Consider the following 22,390-nt stretch of genomic DNA (forward strand, 5'->3'; position numbering starts at 1 on the left):
TCAGCACCCTCTTGCCGTCGCTGTCCGACGTCAGCAGGCCGGTGAAGCAGCCCAGAGTAGGCGTAGCGACGCTGCCGTCTAGGAAGTCTTAGAGCCTTAGCGCGCCTGCTCGAAGACCGTCTCAGCCTGCGGCTCGGAAACCCGCAGCCGGCAGATCAGCCCCTCCTGCCGCCAATCCAAGCGCGCTTCGCATCCCTCGCGTCCTTCGAAGGCGCGCTCGATCACGGAGGTCCCCAGTCCCCGACGCGCGGGCGGTGAGACCGCCCCCCCCCCCCCCCCCCCCCCCCTTCAGCTCGAAGTCGCCGTCCGGCCCGGCCTGCCATGAGACCTCCACGCGCCCATGCAGGGTGGACAGGGCGCCGTATTTGACGGCGTTGGTGGCAAGCTCGTGGAGCACCATCGCCAAGGCCTGAGCGGTAGCGGGCCGAAGCCGCCTGTCGCTGCCCTCGAGGCGCACCCTGGCGGGGTCGCCGAGGCCGTACGGCGAGAGCTCCTCCTCCACCAGACGTCTCACCTCGGCGCCTTCCCAGCGGGTTTCCGCCAGGAGCTGGTGGGCGCGGGCCAGGGCGTGAACCCTCCCCCGCAGGACCTCTCGCAGCTCATCGGCATCTTTGCCACGGCTGAGAGCGACCAGTCCTTCGACCACCGCCAGGAGGTTGTTGGCGCGGTGGTCTACCTCGCGCGCCAGGAAGCGCAGCCTTTCTTCGTCTTCCTTCCGGTCGGTGATATCCATCACGACGCCTATGGCGCCACCGGGTTCACCCGCCTCGCCCACCTGTGCCTCCGCCCGTGCGTTGAACCAGCGCACCTGCCCGTCCGGAAGGCGGTAGCGATACTCGATCTCAAAGAACCGTTGGCCCTTTGCGCGCGCAGCATCGGCCGCGAGCTGGATGCGTTCGAGTTCGCCGGGCAGGTAGTTGGCCGACAGACTGGCGAAGGTCGGTTTGGCGTCGGGCGGGAGGCCGGCCAGCAGTTTGAGTTCGCGACTCGGCGCGAGGCGACCGTCCGTCTCGGTCCGCCAGGCGACCATCCGGCCGGCCCGCAAGGCCATTTGCAGCTGCTGCTCGGAGTTCCTCACCGCGTCGTCGGCCAGTTTGCGTTCGGTGATGTCGATCAGAACGCCCACAGAGCGCCTTGCCACCGGCTTGCCCGCCTCATCCGCCTCGAAGACCGCCTCCCCCACGGCCGTCACCCAGCGCACGTCGCCGTCTGGCCGCACAATGCGGTATTCGTAGGGCGCGGCCTCCCTAACCGCCGGGTCCAGCGCGCGCTGGGCCTGCGCTGAGGTGCGGGGAAAGTCGTCCGGATGGGTGACTGCAGCGACCATCTCGTAGGTAACCGACGCATCCGCATCGAACCCACATATTTCCTTCGCGCGCGGCGAATAGATCATCTCGCCTGTGTCGAGACGCCATTCCCAGACCCCGACGCCCGCGGCGTTGGTCGCCAGGCGAAGCCGCGCCTCGTTCTCCCGTAACGTCGCCTCCGTTCGGCTCGCCCGAAGCTCGGCCTCGGCTTCGCGGCTGACGTCGATGTTGGTCCCGAACCAGCGCCGGATTCGCCCCTCCGCGTCACGCAGAGGCACAACGCGCGTATGGAACGGCCGAAATGCCCCATCACGCCCCTTCAGGGGAAAGACCATCTCATCGGCCTCCCCAGCCGCAAGGGTCTCACGCCACTTACGCCGGACGGCGGGCAGCACGGCGGGATCATGGATGATGGCGAGGCCTTCGCGGGACAAGGTGTCGGGATCTTTGCCGATGTAGTTCAGCCAAGCGTCATTGACCCAGACGATCCGGCCGTCGCCGTCGGAGATCCAGCACGGCATCGGCAGATGCTCAGCGAGCTGCGAAAGGCAGCTCGCCTTCGTCCACCTGATCCAAGACGGTCATCAGCGTCTCGTCCCCGCCGCCTGCGCAGCGCTAACGCTTGAGGCGACGCTTCATTGCGGCTGAGGCGACGCTTCGTTGCGGCGGCGAAGCGGTTATCCTCAGGACCTCGACTTGGTTCCTCGCGCCGTTAGGACGTCGAACCTTGCGGGTTCGAAAATCCCTCCTGAGACGGAACAGTCGCGTGTCTGCTCCGAAAGGGACTGCAGGCACGCGGCAGCAGTTCCCAGCGCCTCGACGCCACGTTGACGCTCACGGCTCTTTTTTTGATTTGACGCGTTTGCCAATGCGCCCGGGCGACTTCTGCGCCTGTAGCGGGCGACTTCGACGGAGTGAAAGCTTGGCGGATGTCGAACGGACGCGGGACGCCCAATCGGAAGTGGCCCGCGAGCGGCTGCTGCTCAACGCAATTACCGACTATGCCATCTACATGCTCGACCCGTCTGGCGTCGTCACGAGTTGGAACCCCGGGGCCGAGCGGTTCAAGGGGTACCAAGCCGAGGAGATCATCGGTCAGCACTTCTCGCGCTTCTACACCGAGGAAGATCGTGCGGCGGGACTGCCCGCGCTCGCCCTCGAAACCGCGGCGCACGCCGGCCGCTTCGAGCGGGAAGGGTGGCGCGTTCGCAAGGACGGCCGCCGCTTTTGGGCGAACGTCGTCATCGATCCGATCCGGCTGCCCTCGGGCGAGTTGATCGGCTTCGCCAAGATCACCCGCGACCTGACCGAACGCAGGGCCGCGGAGGAAGCGCTGCACCGAAGCGAGCAGCAGTTGCGCCTGCTGGTGGAGGGCGTCACTGACTATGCGATCTACATGATCGACCGCGAGGGGTTCGTCACGAGCTGGAACGCCGGCGCCGAGCGTATCAAGGGCTACAGCCGCGACGAGATTCTGGGCCGCCACTTCTCCCAGTTCTACACGGAGGACGACAGGCGCGAAGGCATCCCCGCCCGGGGACTGCAGACCGCCGCGCGCGAGGGCCGCTGGGAGACGGAAGGCTGGCGCGTCCGTAAGGACGGCAGCCGCTTCTGGGCCCACGTCATCCTGGACGCGATCCGCGACGACGCCGGCGAGCTCGTCGGCTTCGCCAAGATCACGCGCGACGTCACCGAGCGCAAGGCCGCCGAACAGGCCCTGGAGGAAACCCGCCAGGCCCTGGCGCAATCGCAGAAGATGGAGGCGATGGGCCAGCTCACTGGCGGGGTGGCGCACGATTTCAACAACCTGCTCACCGTTATCATCGGCGGCCTCGACACGATCGCGCGGAACAAGGACGCCCACCCTTCGCGGATCGACCGCGCGCTCGAGATGGCACGCCACGCGGCAGATCGCGCCGCGGCCCTGACCAGTCGCCTCCTGGCTTTCTCACGCAAGCAGGCGTTGCGGCCGACGCCGGCGGACCTCAACGCGCTGGTCCGCGACATGACGGAGCTTCTGCACAGGACGCTGGGCGAGGACGTGGAGTTGGAGGGTGTCCTGTTTCCCCGCCTATGGCGCACGGAGGTCGACCAGAACCTGCTGGAAAGCGCCATCCTCAATCTGGCGGTCAATGCGCGGGACGCCATGCCCGGCGGGGGCAAGCTGACCCTGGAAACGGCCAACACCTATTTGGACGAGCACTATACTGCCAGGGACGCGGAAGTGATCCAGGGGCAGTACGTGATGATCTCCGTGACGGACACGGGCGCGGGCATGCCCTCGGAAGTCCTGGCCAAGGTCTTCGAGCCTTTCTTCACCACCAAGGAGCCCGGCCGCGGAACGGGCCTGGGGCTCAGCATGGTCTATGGCTTCGTCAAGCAGTCGGGCGGCCACGTGACGATCTACAGCGAGGAAGGTCAGGGCACATGCGTGAAGCTCTATTTCCCGCGCTACCACGGTGACGCCGTCCATGCTCCAGTCCAGGCGCTCGAACGCCCGCGCGCGGCGGATAGTGAGGTCGTTCTAGTCGTTGAGGACAATCCTGACGTGCGGGCCTACAGCGCGATGAGTCTCAAAGAGCTTGGTTACGAAGTCGTCGAGGCCGTCGATGCGGACAGCGCCATGCGGGTCCTCTCAAGCGGCCATCGGGTCGACTTGCTGTTCACCGACGTCGTGCTGCCGGGCAAGACGGGTCGGGTCCTGGCGGAAGAGGCTGTCGCCCTTCGTCCGGGGCTGCGCGTGCTCTACACCACGGGCTACTCCCGCAACGCTATCGTCCATCAGGGACGCCTCGATCCTGGCGTGCAACTGCTGCCCAAGCCGTTCACCTTCGAACAGCTGGCCGTGAGCGTGCGCCAAGTGCTGGACGCCTGAACGGCGGCGCTCTGCTGCCTGGCGCCGCGATCCCCGGAATTGTGCCGCGGCAGACTGGAGACGGTGCTGCGAAATTCCTCTCGTTCGGGTGAGCCACCGCGCGATCGTGCGCGTATCTCCAACAATGCTGGAGATTTGGCGTTGTACAGGTTGCTCGTTTTCTACCCAGGCTGCGCTCGGCCTGTGGCCACGTCGTATGTGGAGCGGGCCGGAGCAGTTCTACACAAGATCAGGGACCTGTTGGCGGCGCACCGGGGCTGCGAGCGGATCGTGGTGATGCGAGACGAGGTTCGGCTTTTTTCCGTGGATGAGGCGGGGAACAAACTGCCCTAGTTGCGGAGCTGGACCCGCATGCGTCAACCTCCCGCGCGGCGGCCGAGCAGGTCGGCAACGAAGCGACAGCTGACGGCCATCCTCCGGGAAGCGGACGTTCCGATCGACCGCTACGAGCCCGAAGCGGTCCTATGCATCACGCGCGGAGTCTCGGGATCGGCAGGCGCGTAGGCTAAATGGATAGGACAGCGCGCTCTGGCGCAGGTGCGCCGAACCGGAAGCTTCCGAGAGCTACTCCCACGCCATGGCCCTCTAAGGTGCGGGAACGGACACAGCGCTATCGCGTGAGCAAACCAATCTACCCGCTAGCTCTCGACAAACGTCAGCCCGCAAAACCTGTCCTATAGAACAGCCACCTCTCCGAGAGACCGTCTCGCGCGTTCAGCGATCAACAACCAAGCCTTTTCGGCAGCCTGCCTTGCTTGCGGAAGGATGGCGCGAACACTTGCCAAGTCGCCCCCGCGCGCCGCCGCCTCCAACCCTTCGGCGAGATATTGCAGGCGCCGAGCTCCGAAAGCCCCGGACGTGCTCTTCAGATCGTGAGCCTCACGCGCCACGCCCTTGGCATTGCCATCGAGAGTCAGGATTTCGATCTGCTCGAGCCGTTCCCGCGCACCGACCAGATAGACCTCAAGCATGTGCACGAACTTGGCCGCAGGAAGGATGCTGCCCAAGCCGTCGAGGTAGGAGTGCTCAAGATCTTCAACGGTCTCCGCGCCAGGCCGCACGGCGGCTTCACCAGACACGATCCGGCCGACCAGCCTCAGGAATTGCGGGCCATCGATCGGCTTGGCGATGTGATCGTTCATTCCGGCGGCGAGGCAGCCCTCGATGTCGCGCTGCATGGCGTTGGCCGTCATTGCGACGATGGGCACCCGCGAACCCGCCCCAGGCAGCGACCGGATCAGCCGGGCGGCCTCCAAGCCGTCCATGACCGGCATTTGCATGTCCATCAACACCAGATCGTACTCGCCGGACCGCACCGCCGACACTGCCTGCGCTCCATTCTCCACGCAGTCGACCACGTGGCCATCGCCTTCCAGCAGGGTCCGGGCCAAAAGCGAGTTGATCTCGTTGTCCTCGGCCAGCAGCACTCGCGCGTGGGCCGCGCCTGACGTCGTCGCAACCACTGGCTGGGGCGGCGCCAATGTCGAGCGCGACGAGTCTATCAGGTCACTCAGGCAGTCGACCAACGCCTGATGGCGCACGGGCTTGGTGAGGAAGGCGTCGAAGCCCGCGCGCGCGGCCCGATCGGTGCTGAGCGGGGCGCCTATCGACGAGGCCAGCACTAGCTTTGGTTGACGCCAGCGGACGTGGGACCGGATTTGCTCGGCAACCTCATCGCCGGCGATGTCCGGCATCATGTGATCGAGCAGAATAATGTCGAAGGCGTCGCCCTGTTCGTCGGCCACGCGGATCGCCCGAAGAGCTTCGACGCCGCCCGCCGCCTCTGTAACGACCGCTCCATCCCCGGTCAGCTGCCGAGCGAAAATGCTGCGGTTGAGTTCGATATCGTCGACAACAAGGATACGCAGACCCTTGAGATCCGCTTTGGGCCGCCCGGCCGCGAGCGCAGCCGCCCCCTCCTTCAACGTGACTTCGAACCAGAAGGTGCTTCCGCCACCCCGACGATCCTCGACGCCGATGCGCCCGCCCATCAATTCCACTAGCTGGCGGCAGATCGAGAGCCCAAGGCCCGTGCCGCCAAACCGCCGGGTAATTGATCCATCCGCCTGCTGGAACTTCTGAAACAGCTTGGCCTTGTCGTCAGCAGAAAGCCCGATGCCTGTATCGCTGACCTCGACCCGGACGGCGGCGGAGCCTGATGGGGTGCGCCGCGACATCACCTCGACCGAAACGAAACCCCGATCGGTAAACTTCACGGCGTTAGACAAGAGGTTCAGCAGTATCTGCCGCAGGCGGGTGGGATCGCCCTTCAGCGGCCGGCAAGCATCGCCGTCAAGATAGGAGGCAATCTCCAGCGACTTTTCCGCGGCGCGGGTCGACAGGAGTTCGACCACGTCCTCGACCACAGTCTCCAAGCTGAAGTCGACGGTCTCGATCTCCACCTTGCCGGCCTCCAGCTTGGAGATGTCGAGGATGTCGTTGATGATGCCGAGCAGGCAGTCGGCGGACACGCGCACCGCGTCAGCGAATTTCCGCTGTTCGCCATTGAGATCAGTGCGCAGCAACAGGGCGTTCATGCCCATGATGCCGTTCATGGGTGTACGGATTTCATGGCTCATGTTCGCCAAAAATTCTGACTTGGCGCGATTCGCAGCGTCCGCCTCGTCACGAGCCTTGGCCAATACCTGTGCTGTCCTCTTCAGGTCAGTGACGTCGACGACGACGGTGACAAGGCCGCCCGCCTCCGTCGGCCGATGCTCGATCCGGAGCCAGCGGCCGTCAGCGGTCTCCTGCTCAAAAACAGCGTTTGCCTGACGGCGCGCGGTGACCCGCTCATCGAGCCAGACTTCGACCTCTTCGGGCCCTATGCTAGGGTGCGCCAGGGCCGCCGCTCTAAGGATTTCCCGCGCGGCTACGCCCGCTTGCAGGACGAGGCCGCCTTCCATCAACACCGCATAGCGGCTGTTCCAGGCCACCAAACGGTCCTCAGCATCGAAGAACGCCAGGCCATCGGGCATCGCGTCCACTGCTTGGCGCAGTTGCGCCAGGGCGCGGTTCCGACCGCGCGCGTCTAGCAACAGGGCTCCGGCAGCAATTGCCACCGTGATAAACGTCAGGCTGGTGACCAAGATGGCAAGCATCGGACGCGACATCAGATCGCCACCGACCGCCTGAGCGTGGTCGACTGTCACGGCAACTGCGGACATGGCGGTAAAATGTAGTCCGCAGATACCCAGCAGCAGCAGCACCGCGGCCAGGGCTTGGCGACGAAGCGGCGCGCGCGGGCTGGCCACCTGAAGCGCGGCGATCGAAAACACAGCGCCGACCAGTAGCGAAGTCGCGACATAGGCGCCGTCCCAGATCACCAAACCTCGTACGCGCCAGGCCAGCATCCCGGTGAAGTGCATCGAGGCAATCCCGCCGGCAACAAGGGCGCCGCCAACTGCCTTGCGCGGCCATCCCCGTCCCGGCGCCGCGACGCCGAAGCCGACGACGGAGAGTACAACGACGAGGGCAAGGGAGGCGGCCGTGATCACCTCATCGTATCCGGCCGGCAAGCCGGGTTCGAAGGCGAGCATGGCCACGAAATGCGTATCCCAAACGCCGGCGCCAAACACGAGGCCGACGACACCAAGCCAGATTGGCCGGCGTGCTTCGGCGGACGGCAGCTTGGCGTAAAGATTGATGGTGGTCGCCACAGTCATGGCACAGACGCCCGCCGCCAGCAGCACAAGCCGCCAGTCGTGTTGGGTCGAGATACAGCTGAGAACCTTGAACACCCTCGCCGCCTCCAGCCATCCGCGACCTCGCGGACACGGAGGCCATGAAACGGCGGGGCGGTTGACGATTCGACAAGCGGACTTGCTGTGCGGCCACCGGCCGCAGCTCGACGTTAGCAGATGGAAACCCGCTTCCGGTGACAAACGCGGGAAACTATAGTTTCAACGGCAAGACACCCAGGACGTGTGACAGACATGGCCAGCTTTGCGTGCCTCCGGGTTTTGACCCCGGCGAACATGGCGAGCCGCCTCGGGCTCGAAGCCTTGATCGACAAGTTCGCCAAGGCCTTCCTTGACTCTCGCTGGGCATTCCCCCGGCGCTATGAAGTGCTAGCGGCAGGCGCCTATCTACTGGTCGAGCCGCGCGGCGGACGGCTGGATCGTCTCTACCTCGAGGATATGGCGACTGACCTGCAGTTGAAGCTCTTCGGCGCGGAAGGCGAGGGTGAAGTTACCCTTGTCGCGTTTGAGGGAGCCGCCGAGGAAGTTGCCCGTTTCGCCGCCTTGAGCGCCCAGGCTCTCGAACATCTGCTGGGCGGTGGCGAGCATCATCCGCCATTCGTCGGTCAGATCACGCGCGTCTCGCCGCTTGACGTCGTTGGTGCGGGACCGCCGACCCAATCCAACGCGCCGACCGTGGAGGGCCGAAACCTCCCGCCCCGGGTACAAGACGTCGATCCGGTTTTCTACGGCGTCTACTTCACGCCTCGTGAGCGGTTCGTCGGTTGCCTTGTGGCGGCCGAGACGGAACGCTTCAACCTCCAGGAAGGCCTACGCCCCGCTGATGCCCAGTCCGCCCACGAATACGATGAGAGGAGCACCGCGGCGACGGTCCGCGCTCTGGAAATCTTGTCGGGGCGAAGCGGTCTGTTGTTCGTCCCGGTCTGCTTCGGGTCGATCATCCATGGCATCGAACGCGACCGCCATGCACGATTCATGGAGGGCCTGCCGGCGGGACGCCGCGCCCAGACCGCGGCGGCGGTCTACGACGTGCCGCGCCAGCTGACATATCGCACGATCCCGATCCTGACCGACTTCCTGCGTCGATATTTCGGCACCATCGACCTTCAGGTGAGCGACCCAGACTTCGCCGTCGAGGCCCTGCCCCATGAGGGCGTTAACAGCGTAACCTTCGTGGTGCCAGACGGCGACGCCAAGAGCCGCCTTGCGGCCATCCGTCGCTTCGGCAATCGCCGCGAGGCTTATAAGGCGCGGCGAATTTGGTCTGCGGCAACCAATGTGCGGACACATACTGAACTCGAGCTGTGCTTCGCCCTAGGCATTCCCTTTGTAACCGGCCGCGCGGTCTCATCGGCACTGGATCGTCCCCCACACCAGCCAGAGCTTGCCGCTTCGCGGCTGCCCCTACGCGCAGCCTGAGGGGACGGCCCATCGGGGCCAATCGCCCCCATCGCCGAGCTCGGAGGCTCTATGGATTCGTTCGGCCGCTCCTAGATGACGACTGTCGAAGGTCAGCAAGCACGCTCGCAAGCGCCGAGGGTGGATAGGGTTTGGCGAGTAAGGGGCTACCTGGATAGCGCACACTCAAGTCGGCCGGCCTATAACCCGTCGAAAAGACGAACGGGATGCGTCGTTGCACTAACACGTCAGCGACCGGGAATACTGTTTCTCCGCCTAAGTGGACATCGAGAATCGCAGCTTCTATATTTGGAAGCGCTGAGATCTGGGCGAGCGCCTGGGCCACGGAACCGGCCGACCCAGCCATAGCGCATCCGATATCGGAGAGCATGTCTTCCAGCATGAAAACCAGCATCGCTTCGTCTTCCACGACAAGTACCTGCATGCCCTGGATGATCGCGCTGCCGTCGCAACTGCCCATAGCGCTCCTTACTCCTCCATTCGCAGCTAGGCTGCGGGCGCTTCACCATGCCGCAGATCGGTTAAGCGTCCCCTTCCCGCCGCCCGGAGATTGAAACGAATATATGACCGCAACCTGAGAGACTAGAATCCTGCTGGTCAAACGGCGCGATAGAGCTAGGCTTGGGCCTTCGCCTGTTGGCCGAGGCGCGCCGTAGGCCTTGCAGACGCCTTCGCCGTTGGAGGAAGCGACTTGTCAGAGTCCCGATTGGCGCAGCCGTTTCGCATGACCGCGTTCGCACCCAGCGACATCGAAAGGCGCTTGGCGTTCGTCAACCTCGCATCCGAGGACCTCGAGCGGATCACAGAGGTGCGCGCCGACGTCCTGACGCACCTCGACGAGCACGTTGAGGCCTTCTTTGGGCACCTTGCCAAGTTCGATGAGGCCAAGGGGCTGACCGGGCGTCCGGAACTGCTGGACGAGGCGCGGCGGCTCAAGCGTGAACATCTGACGGCGATGGTCTCCGGTGACTATGGTCTGACGTATGTCGAACAACGCTTCCGGCTTGGGCAGCTCTATAGCCGCGCCGCGCTCGAGGTCAGCATCTTCATGGGCGCTTTCCACGCGATGATGGCTTCTGTCGGGCGTAGGGTGATGATGCGCTACCCAGCGGACGCAGTGGTCGGCTTCGAGCACTTCGTCTCGCTCAAGAAGGTCGCCTTCTTCGATATTGCCGTCATCGTCGATGCTATGATGGCCGATCGCGAACAAACCATCCTTCAGCAGCAGGAGGCGATCCGCGAGCTCTCGACCCCTACCTTGCAGGTTCGCGAGCAACTGCTGATCCTACCGATCATTGGGGTATTGGACACCCAGCGCGCCAAGCAACTGACCGACAATCTGCTTCGTTCGATCCGCGCGCACCGAGCCCGGGTGGTCGTCATGGACATCACCGGCGTAGCCACGGTGGACACCAAAGTCGCCAACCACCTCATCCAGGCCGTAGAAGCGGCGGCGTTGATGGGCGCAGCGGTCATCATCACGGGCGTCTCCGCCGACGTCGCCCAGTCCCTGGTGACGCTGGGCATCGATCTCAGCCGGATCACGACGCTGGGGGACCTGCAAGGCGGGCTGGAGGCGGCCGAGCGCATCCTCGGCTACGACGTCGTGCGCGCCGATCAGGCCGTCGCGGGGTAGCGGCGCGCATGTCGGTCCCGATCCTCAAACAGGGCGCCATCCTCATCGCCTCCATCCAGGCGGCTTTGACAGATCACGATCTGCTCGGGCTCAGGGACGAGCTCGCCGAAAAGATCGGTCGACTACGGGCGCGCGGCGTCGTGATCGACGTCACGGCCCTGGATGTCATGGACTCGTTCGCCACGCGCACCTTACGGGGGATCGCCGCGACGGCGCGACTTCGCGGCGCCGAGACCGTGGTTGTCGGCATCCAGCCCGAGGTAGCCATGGCGCTCGTGCAGCTTGGATTGACGCTGAAGGGCGTACCCACGGCGCTAGACCTTGAAGAAGGGCTTGAGCTGCTCAGGCGCTCGCTGATTGCGGATCGCGCGCCGTGACCCAAGCGTTCAGGGTCGCCGTCAGCCGGGACGCCGATATTGTCACGGCCCGGCAACTGGGCCGCGAACTCGCCACGAAAGCCGGCTTCACCGGAAGCGACCTTACGCTGATCGCCACGGCAATCTCCGAAGTCGCCCGCAACATCGTCGCCTACGCTGCCCACGGCGAGATCCTGCTCGATCTTGCCGAACGCAACGGCGTGAGCGGCCTGCAGGTCATCGCGCAGGACCATGGTCCCGGTATCGCCGACATCGACCAAGCTATGCGTGACGGCTTTTCCACTGGCAAGAGCCTGGGCCTAGGGCTCCCGGGGGCGCGACGGCTGATGGACGAATTCGAGATCGAATCCGAGGTTGGCAAGGGAACGACCGTGGTCATGCGCAAGTGGCGCCGATGAGCGAGCTTAGCGCAATCGAATGGGGGGTCGCCGCCCGTCCATTCCGCGGCGAGATCGAGTCAGGCGATCAGCATGTCGTGGCGCCGTTCGATGGCGGGGTGCTCGCGGGGGCGATTGACGGTCTCGGGCACGGGCCGGAAGCCGCGCGCGTGGCGTGCCGGGCTGCGGAAGTATTGTCCGGCGATCCCGCGCGTCCTGTGGGTGACTTGATCGAGCGCTGCCACGCGGCGCTACGCGGCAGCCGGGGAGCCGTCATGACGCTCGCCGCCATCGACACGCGCACCGAACGGGTGACGTGGGCGGCAGTCGGCAACGTCGAGGCGACGCTCTGCAGAGCGTCGCCGGACGCACGACCGCCGCGTGAGACGATCGTTCCTCGCAGCGGCGTCGTCGGATACCAGCTTCCGGCACCGCGCGCCGTCAGCTTGCCGATCGCCGCTGGCGACGTCCTGATTATGGCCACCGACGGCATCGGACACGACTTCGTTCTGGACTCGCCGTTTGGACGGCCTGCACGGAGCCATGCGGAAGCCGTGCTGGATCGCTATGGCAAGGAGACGGACGATGCGCTGGTGCTCGTAGTCCGCTACCTGGGCCGAGCGCCATGACCGCCACGCCTCAGTTCGACCAACTCTATCGCAATGCCCTCCGCCAGCATCTGGCCGGAGGCGGCGAAAGCGCGCTGCACCAAGCCTATCAAGTGGGCCGTGTCGCCCTGAGTCTCCGCCTCGGGGTCGTCGACCTGATCCTCGTTCACCAGGCCGCTCTCGCGGATGCCCTCGGCCAGTCATCCTCGAAGGACGTGGCTGGTCTCATTGGGCCGGCGACCGAATTTCTTGCGGAGTGCCTGTCGCCCTTCGAGATGATGTTACGGGGCTTCGAGGACGCGAACGCGCGGCTCAGCGCCTCGAACGCCGAACTCACAGAAACCAACGCCGCGCTTGCAAGCGCACATCAAGCGCTGAAATCGGAAGTCGCTGAACGTGAGCGGGTCGAAACCGCCCTTGTACATGCACAGAAGCTGCAGGCCGTGGGGCTACTCGCCGGCGGCGTTGCGCACCATTTCAACAATCTTCTGACCGTTGTACTCGGCAACCTGCAGCTCGCACAACGGCGTCTGCGCCTGGGTGACGACATCGAGCGTTTCCTTGAGGCCGCTGTCGGCGGCGCGGAGCGCGGCGCCCAGGTGGTTAAGCAGCTCCTGACCTTCTCGCGCCAGCAGGTGTTGGAGGCGCGAGTGCTAGAGGTCGCGCCCTGGTTGGACTCGGCTAGGGCGTTGCTCGCCAGCGCCTTGCGCGGCGACATCGTAATCGAAGTCGAAGGTGCTCCCCCACTGCGACCGATCCGCATCGATCCGACGCAGCTGGAGTTGGCATTGTTGAACTTGGCGGTGAACGCGCGTGACGCCATGCCCACGGGCGGACTTCTGCGCCTTTCTGCCGCCGACTGCAGGATTGCCGACGGTCGACTCGGGCTTGAGGGGGACTTCGTCGTCATCTCCGTCACCGATACGGGCGCGGGGATCGATCCCGAGATCGTACCGCGTGTATTCGAGCCATTCTTCACGACCAAGGCGCTTGGGCCAGGTGCGGGGCTGGGCCTCAGTCAGGTTCATGGGTTCGTCCACCAGTCGGGAGGGGCGATCGAACTGGAAAGCGTCGTCGGACAAGGGACAACCTTCCGCCTCTATCTGCCCGCAACTGCCGCACTTCCTGCCGAGCTTGCCAGCGACGTGATCGATCCGACGGCGCGAGACGGCTCCGGGCGGGTGCTGGTCGTGGACGACGACGTCGAGGTCGCGCAGCTCGCGGGTGAACTCCTGACCGGGTGTGGCTACGAGGTGAAGCTCGCGCATCGGGCCAAGGCGGCGCTCGATCTGCTTGGCGCCGGCGAGCCCATTGATCTGTTGTTTTCTGATATCATCATGCCGGGGGGAATGAATGGCGTTCAGTTGGCCGACGAGGTGCGACGGCGCTACCCGCGGCTGCCCATCCTCCTGGCGACGGGCTACAGCGACGCCGTGGCAGAGGCCACGCAAAAGGCGCTACCTGTGATCACCAAGCCCTATGACGCCCGGCGCCTCTGCGACCGGATCCACGAGCTGCTGCGCGCGGCCGCCTGAGGACAAGCGGACGCTCTGACGCAAGTCCACCTTCTGGATAACCCCAGGTTGTTAATCAGATTCAGGCACGCTCTCCCGAAAACTCAGAGGGAGGATCGCGAGGATGCTGACGTCATCCGGGAAACCGGGGCTGGCGACACGAGAGGTGGAGCAGCCTCATCCGATCGCTTTCTCCATCCATCTGAGTCGCAACCTGGTGGTCCAGGGACTCGGCCTCACAATGGTCTGCCTCATCGGACTGAGCCTTCTCGACTGGCCGTTGGTGCTGGGCTGGGCGACGGCCGCTGCATTCGCCATCATGGCGGAAAACCAGGTGCTCAAGCGATTGGCCAAGGGCGGTGCGCCCGCGAGCTTCGCTCGAGTCTGGGCGCCCTGCCTGCGCTTCCTCGCCACCAGCATCTATGCCCTGGCCGCCCTGGTGCTCATCGCCAAGGGAGGGCCTGGAGAGAGGCTTTTCGCCTTCGCTCTCATGAGCGCCTCGATGGTGCACGTGCTGATGCGCTACTACCGCTCTCCAAGGGTCCTGGTGATCAGTCTCTCGCCCTACTTCATCATCCTTGGTCTGGTGGACATCGGCCTCACCCGGTCAGCGGTGCAGGATGGTCGTTATCTGGCGGCCCTGGCCCCTGTGTTCACCATCGCCATGTTCGCGGTCCAGTTCTGGTCGGCCCGCGCACAGCTTTCTGGCGCCTGGGTGGAGTTGATGGGCGCTCGCGAGACCGCGGAAGAGCGGGAACGGGCGGCGACCGCGGCCAACCGCGCCAAGTCCGAGTTCCTGGCCAACATGAGCCATGAGTTGCGGACGCCGCTGAACGGCGTCCTTGGCATGGCCCAGGCCCTGACCAGCGACAGCCTCACGCCGACGCAACGCGAGCGGGTGAAGATCATCCGGCGCTCCAGCGAGACTTTGCTCTCCGTCCTCAACGACCTGCTGGACCTCTCCAAGATCGAGACCAACGCCTTCGAACTCGACAACGTGGAGTTCGACCTGGAACACTTGGTGCGCGGCGTCGCGGCCGCCTACTATCCGCTTGCGCAGAAGAAGGGCGTTTCGTTCGACCTGGACGTCGCCGTCGGCGCGAACGGGCACTATCTTGGCGATTCCGGCCGCCTGCGGCGCATTCTCCACAGCCTGTGCGACAATGCGGTGAAATTCACTCAAGCTGGTCGCGTCCTGTTCGCAGTCGACAGGATCGAGGAACGTGTGGTCTTCCGGGTGACCGACACCGGGATCGGCATCGCTCCCGGCGATCTTTCGCAACTGTTTGACGGTTTCTTCCAGGCGGACGGCGCCCTGACGAGACGGTATGGCGGGGCAGGGATTGGCCTTGCGGTGTCTCGCAACCTCGCCATCCTGATGGGCGGCGAGATTCAAGCCACCAGCGAACCGGACCAGGGTTCGATCTTCACCTTGAGCGTGCCGCTCGAACGGCTCACAGCATCGGCAAGCGAGCCTTCGCGTCCGTTGGCCGAGGCTTCGGCGCTCAAGGTGCTGGCGGCCGAGGACAACGCCACCAACCAATTGGTGCTCAAAACATTGCTCGGCGCGATCGGCATAGAAGCCGTCCTCGTGAACGACGGCCGGGAGGCGGTGGCCGCCTGGGAGGCGGAGGACTGGGATGTGGTTCTGATGGACATCCAGATGCCTGAGATGGATGGACTGACGGCTACCGCGACGATCCGCGCACGGGAACGACAGAGCGGCCGGGCGCGCACGCCAATCATCGCGGTCACCGCCAACGCCATGACACATCAGATCGTCGAATACGAAACTGCCGGTATGGACGGGACGGTCGCCAAGCCAATCGACATGGCGGCACTGGTCCGTGTCCTGGAACAGACGTTGACGACGCCGGGGTCAGCCGACGCTCCGGAGGCGAAGGCGGTCGGCGGCTAGACTCTCACGACAGAGGCGGCGGCGGGCGCCGTTGCGCGGGCGAGGAGACGGCCGATCCGCGTCATGATCTCGGCCCCGCTGAACGGCTTAGTCATACAATCCCGCGCGCCGAGGCCCACCGCGCGTTGGACGTCACCGGCGCCGAGCTGACGGGCCATCAGCAGGCTCGGGATGGCGCATTGGTCGGACCCGCGGTTCAACGACGCCAATACCTGCAAGCCGGACATGTCGGGAAGGTTGAGCTCGACGATCAGCGCGGCCGGACGGAAGCTGCTCAGCGCCTCGACCGCCGCCTGGCCGGTCCGGGCCATTACTGAATGATAGCCTGCCACATCCAGGCGCAGCTGGATGATCTCGAGGATCGTCCGATCGTGCTCGACGATCATTATTTTCAAGCCGCGCGTATCAAAGTTCATGGCGACCACCTCGTTCCGCAACGGCGCTTTGGCGATCAGAACAGGTCAAGCGCCCCAGCCTCCGCCCGTTCGTCCGCGTCTTCGCCTCCGCCGAGAGTGGCGCGTAGGCGGTTCGCCAGATCGCCGAGCGTGATTTCCGAGAGGGCAGGCGTCAGGTCGAGGGCCTCGCCCGGTCCGGCCACCGCCAACCGTCGGACGAAGGCCGAAAGACCCGTCAGATGCTGACTCAGCAGATCGACAGCATGCAGGCCTTCGACGAGGCGTTCGCGCCGATCCATGTCCACCGCGGGTATGAATTCGCCGATCAACGCATCGAGGAAGATGCAGCGCGCGCCAGCAAGCTCAACTTCCCACGCCAGTGCTTCAAGCAGGTCGGATGTTTTGGTTTCCAACCGTTCCGGTGCAACAATTTCAATGGACATGGCGACGCCTCCCGCACAGCCAAACGCTGCACCATGGTCCTTAATCGCCGTTGAAATCGCCCCTGGGCCGCCAGCGACAAATCGTCCGCAGGCCGCAGTAGTGCGCGGACCCGCGGACGCTTCACGCCCACAAGCAGCCAAGAGCACCGATGGGCTGAGGCCGGCTGCAACATCGACCGCTCGAACCGTGGAGCTTACGGAACCCCTGACCTTACATTGTCACGGGCCTTCCTCGACAATGCAGCTGGCTTCCATCGAGGCCCCGGAAGCGCTCACGCCCTCCCAGAAATAGCCTTCCACTCTCTCGCCATTACCGTTGAGTTGTCACTCAAGGCCTATCTCTTGCACGTCGGCGTCAGCGACGAGTGGAACCGCATTCACATTGGCCACGACCTTCTCGCGGCCCTGGCCTGCGCTCGACATGCTGGCCTCCGTGATGCGCCAGATTCCCTCGCCAGCCTCGCGGCCGAGCTGACCCCCTTTTATCAGCGCCACCCCGTTTGGCCGAAGGCGACACAGTCGCTGATCTCTTCGCCCCTGGCCGAAGCATACGGCACGGCGGGCGGCCTCATTTGGACCGCGGCCGAGCAGATCGGTTGCGCCGGCATCGCGGCTGGGAAGGAGGGCACATGAGTGGGCAAAGGCAACGGTTGGGGGCCGGACCAGTTGCGGCGCGCTAGGTGCATCGACGGTTCGGGCGGTCGGCGAGGCGGGGTCCATCGCCAGTGTGACGGTCGAGCGATGTGCGGCGTGGATCGCACTGGATGTGGAAATCGATCGACTGACTCTGCGCTGGGCCACGCTTGAGGCACAAGTGGCGCGTGATCATGGTTGGCTTCTTCTGGGCGCGGAGGCGCGGCAGGCGCTCCCGGAGGCCGCCGAAATGTTCCAGATCGACGATGAGTTAGATGTGCTTTCCAATTGGCGGGATGCCGCGCTAGGGCCGCTATCACAGCTCCCAGCCAAGAACCTGCGCGATGTTGCAGGCAAGCTCGCTGTGGCCGCTCGCCTGCTGCAGCGCGAAGCCATGCGGGCTCAGCCGCTCGTCGACGCTGTGCTCATGGAATTGGGGCAATTGCAGTGCTTGGCATGCGGAGCGCCCGAAGCGCTTTGAACCAGGCGGCGCTCACGCAGCCAGCGCCTCCCGAGGGATCTTTAGTAAGAGACCAAGGATGTGACCGCTCACGTCATCAGCGGCTACGACGAGCGCCTTGTCGAGATGCACGTACCGCTGGGCGACGCCCAGCGCCGCATGTCCGAGCAGCCCGGCGATGGTCAGTTCCGAATAGCCCATGTCCGCGGCCACGCTCGCGAATGTGTGGCGCAACGTGTGCAACGTCACGTCCCTAAACCCAGCCAAGTGGCAAAGCCGCGCGATCGTCGTGTCCGCCGCAATCAGATGCGTCTCTGCTCGGTCGCTCGGAAGACGAACACCTGCTCGTCGCTCCGTTTCTGGCTTTGAACGAGCGCGCTCACCGCCTTTCCGATCACCCGCGTTTGCGGCCCGGCCTTCGTATCCGCAAAATGCACGCAGTTGGACCCTAGCCACGCGTACCGAAGCCCCAGCGCCTCGCCCCGCCGGAATCCCGTCATCAGCATCAGGGTCACTGCGGCAAGACCCACACGACTTTCGCCGAGAGTGTCGACCTCTCGCATCGCCACCCCGAGGGCGACGATTTCTTCCTCCGACAGGCGTCGCGTTCTCTTCTTGCTCGCGATCTGCCGGACCCCCAGCGCCGGATTGTGTTCGATCAACTGCCACCGTTTGAAGTGACCGAGGATCATCCGCAGGGTCGCCACAGTGCGCCCCGCAACGCCAGGCCCACCTTTCGTGTTGGCGCCGCGTCCGCTTCGCCTCCTCCCGGCCTTCGTCGTACCGGCCGCGATTTTGGCCGGCATGGTCTCGATGTCGCCGAGGGTCAGCGTGCGAAGCGCACGCCCTCCAAGGAGCGGGCGGATGTGGGCCTCGATGCGCGTGCGGTCGTTCTTGACCGTGGTTGCCTTGATCGGCTTGCGGGTGCGCACCAGGAGCCGGCCGGCGCTCGCCTCAGCCAGATACCAGTCACAAATTTCCGACACTGTCTTGCCGGCGCGCCGGGCCTTCCGTTCACTAGTCGGGTCATTGCCGCCGGCGACCGCACCAAGCTGCTTTAGCGCGAGCTTGCGAGCCTTGTCCGGCACAAGGGCTCCGTGCTTGCCGAGGGCCATCCGTCGGGTGAGGCCATCTGCGTTGCGATACTGGACAACGTAGGTCTTCACCCCACCGGGCCTCACCCGCACGCCGAAGCCTTTGAGTTCGCTATCCCACACGATCTTTTCGCGATCGTCGGCTGCCAGGTCATCGACGAGCGTTTTTGTGAGCTTGGGCGTACGTCGCGCGACTCCAATTCCTATCAAATGAGTCGTGTTTCCACAGAAAGTTATCCACAGCCGGGAAGCACATGGGAAGCAGAACCGGGAAAAATCCCTGGTTCGGCATAGCGCGCTCCCGGCGGCAAAAAGGTCAAGTTATTCAGCGCTTAAGGCGTGTTTCTGGCGGCAATCGGATACTGCCGGAGAGGCCCCCGGGTCGATTCGGCAGGAACTCTAGATAGGCTTGGTTCCAATCCAGATCCGGGCGGCGATCGAAAAGGCGAAGTTGAAGCGCGCCTCGGCCCAGAGCGTGCAAAGCCCCGCAATGCGGGCGTCTTCTCCGAGGGTCGGAGCAAAGGCCACGGCCCGCGCCGGTTCGCCGGACCACAGGCGGTCCTGAACCCGCACGCTCGCCAGGAGTTGCTGGAACCTTGGTTCGCCGTGCAGCGAGGCGAGGTCCGTGTCTGTGGCAAGCTGCTCAGCGGAAACGCTGATGCCCGCAGCCTGCCAGGCCGTCAGCACATCCAGCGCCTTCTCAGGGCGGCCCGCCAACGCTTCCTCGCAAGCCAGGTCATACATGGCGGAATTCCACGACCAGCCCATGTTGGTCGGGCCCGCGGAAAAGAAGGGTTCGAGGATTGCGGCAGCCTCGGCATATCGCTTCGCACGATACAGCTCGAGCGACTGCGGATAGCGCTCAAGCAACGTGACCGCCGATAGCCTCTCCGGCGGTTCCGCCAAGGCTCCCCCCGCGGACAGCCATCCGCATGCAAAAATCCCGACAAACCCGAGGGCCCTGTGCCGCTGCGTCCTCGTCATTCCCCCCTCCCGCTCAATGACACTGTAATCTGTGAGTGGCCCCTGCGCGACAAAGGCGCCGATGGCGCCCGCCAATCTCACCCCACGCCGCTCGACGAGCCTTCAGCGCCGATAGCCCCTCGGCGTGCCCGATTAGTGCTGCACCTCTCGCAGGTCGGAGCGGCGCTGATTGAGTCCTGCGATCTCGCCAGGCCACCACCGGCCGGCGCACTTCATTGCGGGGAAGTTCCGCCCGGAGGATCCGGGCCGTCCTGTTGGACATTGCCACGGTAGCAGCGCGCGTTCGCCTGCGCTCCAATCGCGAACAGTTTCGAGACTCAGCCACCCGATCGTCGGCCTGGAACGGCGGATCACAGAGGTGCTGCCCACCCACGCGCGCGCTGCTGGGACAGCATTGCGCTGAAGGTCGTCGGCCACCCCGACCAACTGGGCGCAATCGATATTCCTGAGCAGATTGAAGCAAGCGGGCCGCCTCTCGAGGGCGGGAAATTGCAGAAGAGCATCTGCCGGCGTTCAGAACACGGCGAACACCGCGCGCACGTCCAGACAGGCCCGGCCGTGCGACAGATGTACGCGCAGGCCCGCTTGGCGGCGTTCGATTAATCGTCTGCGCGGCATGACGTTTCGCTCATTCGCGAAAGGCGCCGGCGTGGTCCGAACGACGACACCTCATCCCGGGCAAGCCCGCTCAGCCACCTGGCTGAGCTCTTTCGAGCTCAGGATTGTTGCGGTCTGCCTGATCACCACGATCAGCGCCTTGACCTTGGCCTTCGCCGCCTTCCAGTGGCAAGACTGGCACGCCGACCATGATGTGCTGCAGCGCGACCAGATCGCCCTGGCGCTCCGCGTCGGTGAAGAAGCCGCTTCACCCGATGCGCGAGGCCAACAGGTCAACATGGACATCGCCGCCGCCATGGCGCGTGGCAACGAAGAGACCACCGATGCCGCCTGGTTTCCGGCGGCGGGCCAACCCGTCCGATTGGTGCGCTCGGGAAACTTTGCAGAACCCATGGCCGCGCTCGGCGACACGACTCCGTCCGCCGAGTACGCCAGGGGCAGGCTGGTGGTGCGCGCACCCATCATTCATGCCGGCCGCCGCATCGGGGAAGCGGTCCTCTGGGCCCACGATCGCCAGATCGCCGAGAACCTGGGCCGCAACAATATCATCGCCATCGCCCTTGCCGCGACCGCGACCCTCGTCTCCGCCTTCGTCGCGGGCGCCCTGGCGCGCCGTGGTCTGCGCCCCCTCTATGCGCTGGATCACGGCATTCAGAAGGCCAGGCGCTGGCGAGACTTTTCGACCCGGGTGGAGGTGATCTCGTCGGACGAATTCGGCCGGCTCAGCGAGAACTTCAATGCCTTGCTGGCCGATCTGCAGACCTACGATGGGCGTCTGCAGGACACCTTGACGGAGCTCACCGCGGCGCGTGACCAGGCCGAGCACGCCAACACCTTGAAGTCGCAGTTCTTGGCCAACGTGAGCCACGAGATCCGCACGCCGTTGAATGGGGTGCTGGGCATGGCCCAGGTGATGAGCCTGGGCGACCTGGCCCAGGTTCAGCGCGACCGGCTGGACGTCATCCAGAGGTCCGGCGCCGCCCTGCTGAGCCTGCTCAACGACATCCTCGACCTCTCCAAGATTGAGGCCGGACGGCTGGAGATCGAAGCCGCGCCGTTCGACATTGAGGCGGAGACCCGCACGACGGCGGACATCTTCCAGCCAGCCGCCGACGGCAAGGGGCTGGCGTTCGACGTGCGGCTCGATGAGTCCGTCCGCGGTCAATGGCTCGGCGACGCCTTGCGCCTGCGCCAGCTCATCCAGAACCTGGTTTCGAATGCTCTGAAGTTCACAAGTACGGGCGGGGTGACCCTGCACCTGTCGACGCAAGGCGCTGGGGAAGATCACAGCGTGGTCCTCACGGTGACGGACACCGGTATCGGCATCGCCGCGGACGCATTGGAGAAGGTGTTCGAGAACTTCACCCAGGCCGACGCCTCGACCACACGACAATTCGGCGGCACGGGGCTCGGCCTGGCGATCTGCCGGCAGATCGCCGAGCTGATGGGTGGCACGTTGGAAGCTGCCAGCACCCTTGGGAAGGGCTCAACCTTCGTCGCCCGGTTGCCGATGAGACGCATCGGTGACGTCCCTGCACAAACCGCGCCTGCTGCCCGACCCATTGCCGACATTGGCGGGCTCAAGGTGCTGGCCGCCGACGACAACGCCACCAACCAATTGCTCATCCAGACTCTCATCGAGGCGATCGGGGGCGAGCCGACGATTGTCGCGGACGGTCTCGCCGCCGTCGAGGCCTGGCGGACAGGCAAGTTCGACGTCGTGCTGATGGACATCCAGATGCCGACGATGGACGGCATGAGTGCAACCCAAGAGATCCGCCGCCTGGAAGCCCAGGAAGCGCGCGCCGCCACACCGATCTATGCCCTCTCGGCCAACGCCATGAGCCATCAGGTCGAGGCCTACATCGAGGCCGGCATGGACGGACACCTGGCCAAGCCGATCATGCTGGCAGAGCTGATCGGCACGCTCGAGAAGGTCGGTGCGGCGTCCGCCCTTCAGCGCGGCGGACCTGCGTTCACCGTTAAGGCTGGGGGCATGTGACACTATCCGCCGCCGCACAATAGCGACCG

At 65.0% G+C, this 22,390-nt stretch carries 18 protein-coding genes; 11 read left to right on the plus strand and 7 right to left on the minus strand.

The window, feature by feature from the left end; all coding sequences use genetic code 11:
- Window positions 1-121: 121 nt before the first annotated feature.
- The gene (locus ACO2Q3_RS00915) at window positions 122-1,879 is read right to left on the minus strand and encodes a PAS domain-containing protein (RefSeq protein ID WP_423305639.1); all 1,758 of its coding nucleotides are present in this window, start codon (window positions 1,877-1,879) and stop codon (window positions 122-124) included.
- Window positions 1,880-2,229: 350 nt separating this feature from the next.
- Between ACO2Q3_RS00915 and ACO2Q3_RS00920 the strand changes: the two genes are divergently transcribed.
- Window positions 2,230-4,182 carry a PAS domain S-box protein gene (locus ACO2Q3_RS00920; protein WP_423304478.1) on the plus strand — a complete coding sequence of 651 codons (1,953 nt, stop codon included), beginning with the start codon at window positions 2,230-2,232 and terminating at the stop codon, window positions 4,180-4,182.
- 674 nt (window positions 4,183-4,856) lie between these two features.
- On the opposite strand, the gene ACO2Q3_RS00925 is transcribed toward ACO2Q3_RS00920, so the two are convergent.
- On the minus strand, window positions 4,857-7,922 hold the full coding sequence (locus tag ACO2Q3_RS00925) for a response regulator (RefSeq protein ID WP_423304480.1): 3,066 nt from the start codon (window positions 7,920-7,922) through the stop codon (window positions 4,857-4,859).
- 195 nt (window positions 7,923-8,117) lie between these two features.
- Here ACO2Q3_RS00925 and ACO2Q3_RS00930 point away from each other — a divergent pair, with 195 nt between their 5' ends.
- The 7 genes from ACO2Q3_RS00930 (at window position 8,118) to ACO2Q3_RS00960 (ending at window position 15,732) form a co-directional block, all read left to right on the plus strand.
- Entirely contained in the window at window positions 8,118-9,302 is a 1,185-nt protein-coding gene (locus tag ACO2Q3_RS00930) for a hypothetical protein (protein ID WP_423304481.1), read from the plus strand.
- A 706-nt stretch (window positions 9,303-10,008) separates the two neighbouring features.
- Window positions 10,009-10,938, plus strand: coding sequence for a protoglobin domain-containing protein (locus ACO2Q3_RS00935; protein ID WP_423304482.1), 930 nt, complete (start codon window positions 10,009-10,011; stop codon window positions 10,936-10,938).
- 8 nt (window positions 10,939-10,946) lie between these two features.
- On the plus strand, window positions 10,947-11,315 hold the full coding sequence (locus ACO2Q3_RS00940; RefSeq protein ID WP_423304483.1) for an STAS domain-containing protein: 369 nt from the start codon (window positions 10,947-10,949) through the stop codon (window positions 11,313-11,315).
- Window positions 11,312-11,713 carry an anti-sigma regulatory factor gene (locus ACO2Q3_RS00945; RefSeq protein WP_423304484.1) on the plus strand — a complete coding sequence of 134 codons (402 nt, stop codon included), beginning with the start codon at window positions 11,312-11,314 and terminating at the stop codon, window positions 11,711-11,713. The genes ACO2Q3_RS00940 and ACO2Q3_RS00945 overlap by 4 nt, the downstream gene beginning before the upstream one ends.
- A complete protein-coding gene (locus ACO2Q3_RS00950; protein ID WP_423304485.1) occupies window positions 11,710-12,321 on the plus strand; it encodes a SpoIIE family protein phosphatase in 612 nt (203 codons plus the stop codon). Before ACO2Q3_RS00945 ends, ACO2Q3_RS00950 begins: the two co-directional genes overlap by 4 nt.
- The gene (locus ACO2Q3_RS00955; RefSeq protein ID WP_423304486.1) at window positions 12,318-13,835 is read left to right on the plus strand and encodes an ATP-binding protein; all 1,518 of its coding nucleotides are present in this window, start codon (window positions 12,318-12,320) and stop codon (window positions 13,833-13,835) included. The genes ACO2Q3_RS00950 and ACO2Q3_RS00955 overlap by 4 nt, the downstream gene beginning before the upstream one ends.
- A gap of 103 nt (window positions 13,836-13,938) precedes the next feature.
- Window positions 13,939-15,732, plus strand: coding sequence for an ATP-binding protein (locus ACO2Q3_RS00960; protein ID WP_423304487.1), 1,794 nt, complete (start codon window positions 13,939-13,941; stop codon window positions 15,730-15,732).
- Here ACO2Q3_RS00960 and ACO2Q3_RS00965 read toward each other — a convergent pair.
- Window positions 15,729-16,148 carry a response regulator gene (locus ACO2Q3_RS00965; protein WP_423304488.1) on the minus strand — a complete coding sequence of 140 codons (420 nt, stop codon included), beginning with the start codon at window positions 16,146-16,148 and terminating at the stop codon, window positions 15,729-15,731. The two genes, ACO2Q3_RS00960 and ACO2Q3_RS00965, sit on opposite strands and share 4 nt — an antisense overlap.
- A 35-nt stretch (window positions 16,149-16,183) precedes the next feature.
- Entirely contained in the window at window positions 16,184-16,570 is a 387-nt protein-coding gene (locus tag ACO2Q3_RS00970; RefSeq protein ID WP_423304489.1) for a hypothetical protein, read from the minus strand.
- Window positions 16,571-16,891: 321 nt separating this feature from the next.
- Here ACO2Q3_RS00970 and ACO2Q3_RS00975 point away from each other — a divergent pair, with 321 nt between their 5' ends.
- The gene (locus tag ACO2Q3_RS00975) at window positions 16,892-17,203 is read left to right on the plus strand and encodes a hypothetical protein (protein WP_423304490.1); all 312 of its coding nucleotides are present in this window, start codon (window positions 16,892-16,894) and stop codon (window positions 17,201-17,203) included.
- A gap of 94 nt (window positions 17,204-17,297) precedes the next feature.
- Window positions 17,298-17,684, plus strand: coding sequence for a hypothetical protein (locus tag ACO2Q3_RS00980; protein WP_423304491.1), 387 nt, complete (start codon window positions 17,298-17,300; stop codon window positions 17,682-17,684).
- Window positions 17,685-17,696: 12 nt separating this feature from the next.
- Here the strand turns inward: ACO2Q3_RS00980 and ACO2Q3_RS00985 are convergent, their stop codons facing one another.
- The 3 genes from ACO2Q3_RS00985 to ACO2Q3_RS00995 all read right to left on the minus strand — a co-directional run bounded on the left by ACO2Q3_RS00985 (window position 17,697) and on the right by ACO2Q3_RS00995 (window position 19,663).
- The gene (locus ACO2Q3_RS00985; RefSeq protein WP_423305640.1) at window positions 17,697-17,969 is read right to left on the minus strand and encodes a tyrosine-type recombinase/integrase; all 273 of its coding nucleotides are present in this window, start codon (window positions 17,967-17,969) and stop codon (window positions 17,697-17,699) included.
- On the minus strand, window positions 17,966-18,967 hold the full coding sequence (locus ACO2Q3_RS00990) for a tyrosine-type recombinase/integrase (protein ID WP_423304492.1): 1,002 nt from the start codon (window positions 18,965-18,967) through the stop codon (window positions 17,966-17,968). Before ACO2Q3_RS00990 ends, ACO2Q3_RS00985 begins: the two co-directional genes overlap by 4 nt.
- A 189-nt stretch (window positions 18,968-19,156) precedes the next feature.
- Complete coding sequence (locus tag ACO2Q3_RS00995; protein WP_423304493.1) at window positions 19,157-19,663, minus strand: TPR end-of-group domain-containing protein; 507 nt, start codon at window positions 19,661-19,663, stop codon at window positions 19,157-19,159.
- Between the two features lie 835 nt (window positions 19,664-20,498).
- Here ACO2Q3_RS00995 and ACO2Q3_RS01000 point away from each other — a divergent pair.
- Entirely contained in the window at window positions 20,499-22,361 is a 1,863-nt protein-coding gene (locus tag ACO2Q3_RS01000; protein ID WP_423304494.1) for an ATP-binding protein, read from the plus strand.
- Window positions 22,362-22,390 lie beyond the last annotated feature (29 nt).

This window comes from Caulobacter sp. KR2-114, assembly GCF_049446115.1.
GTDB lineage: Bacteria > Pseudomonadota > Alphaproteobacteria > Caulobacterales > Caulobacteraceae > Acaudatibacter.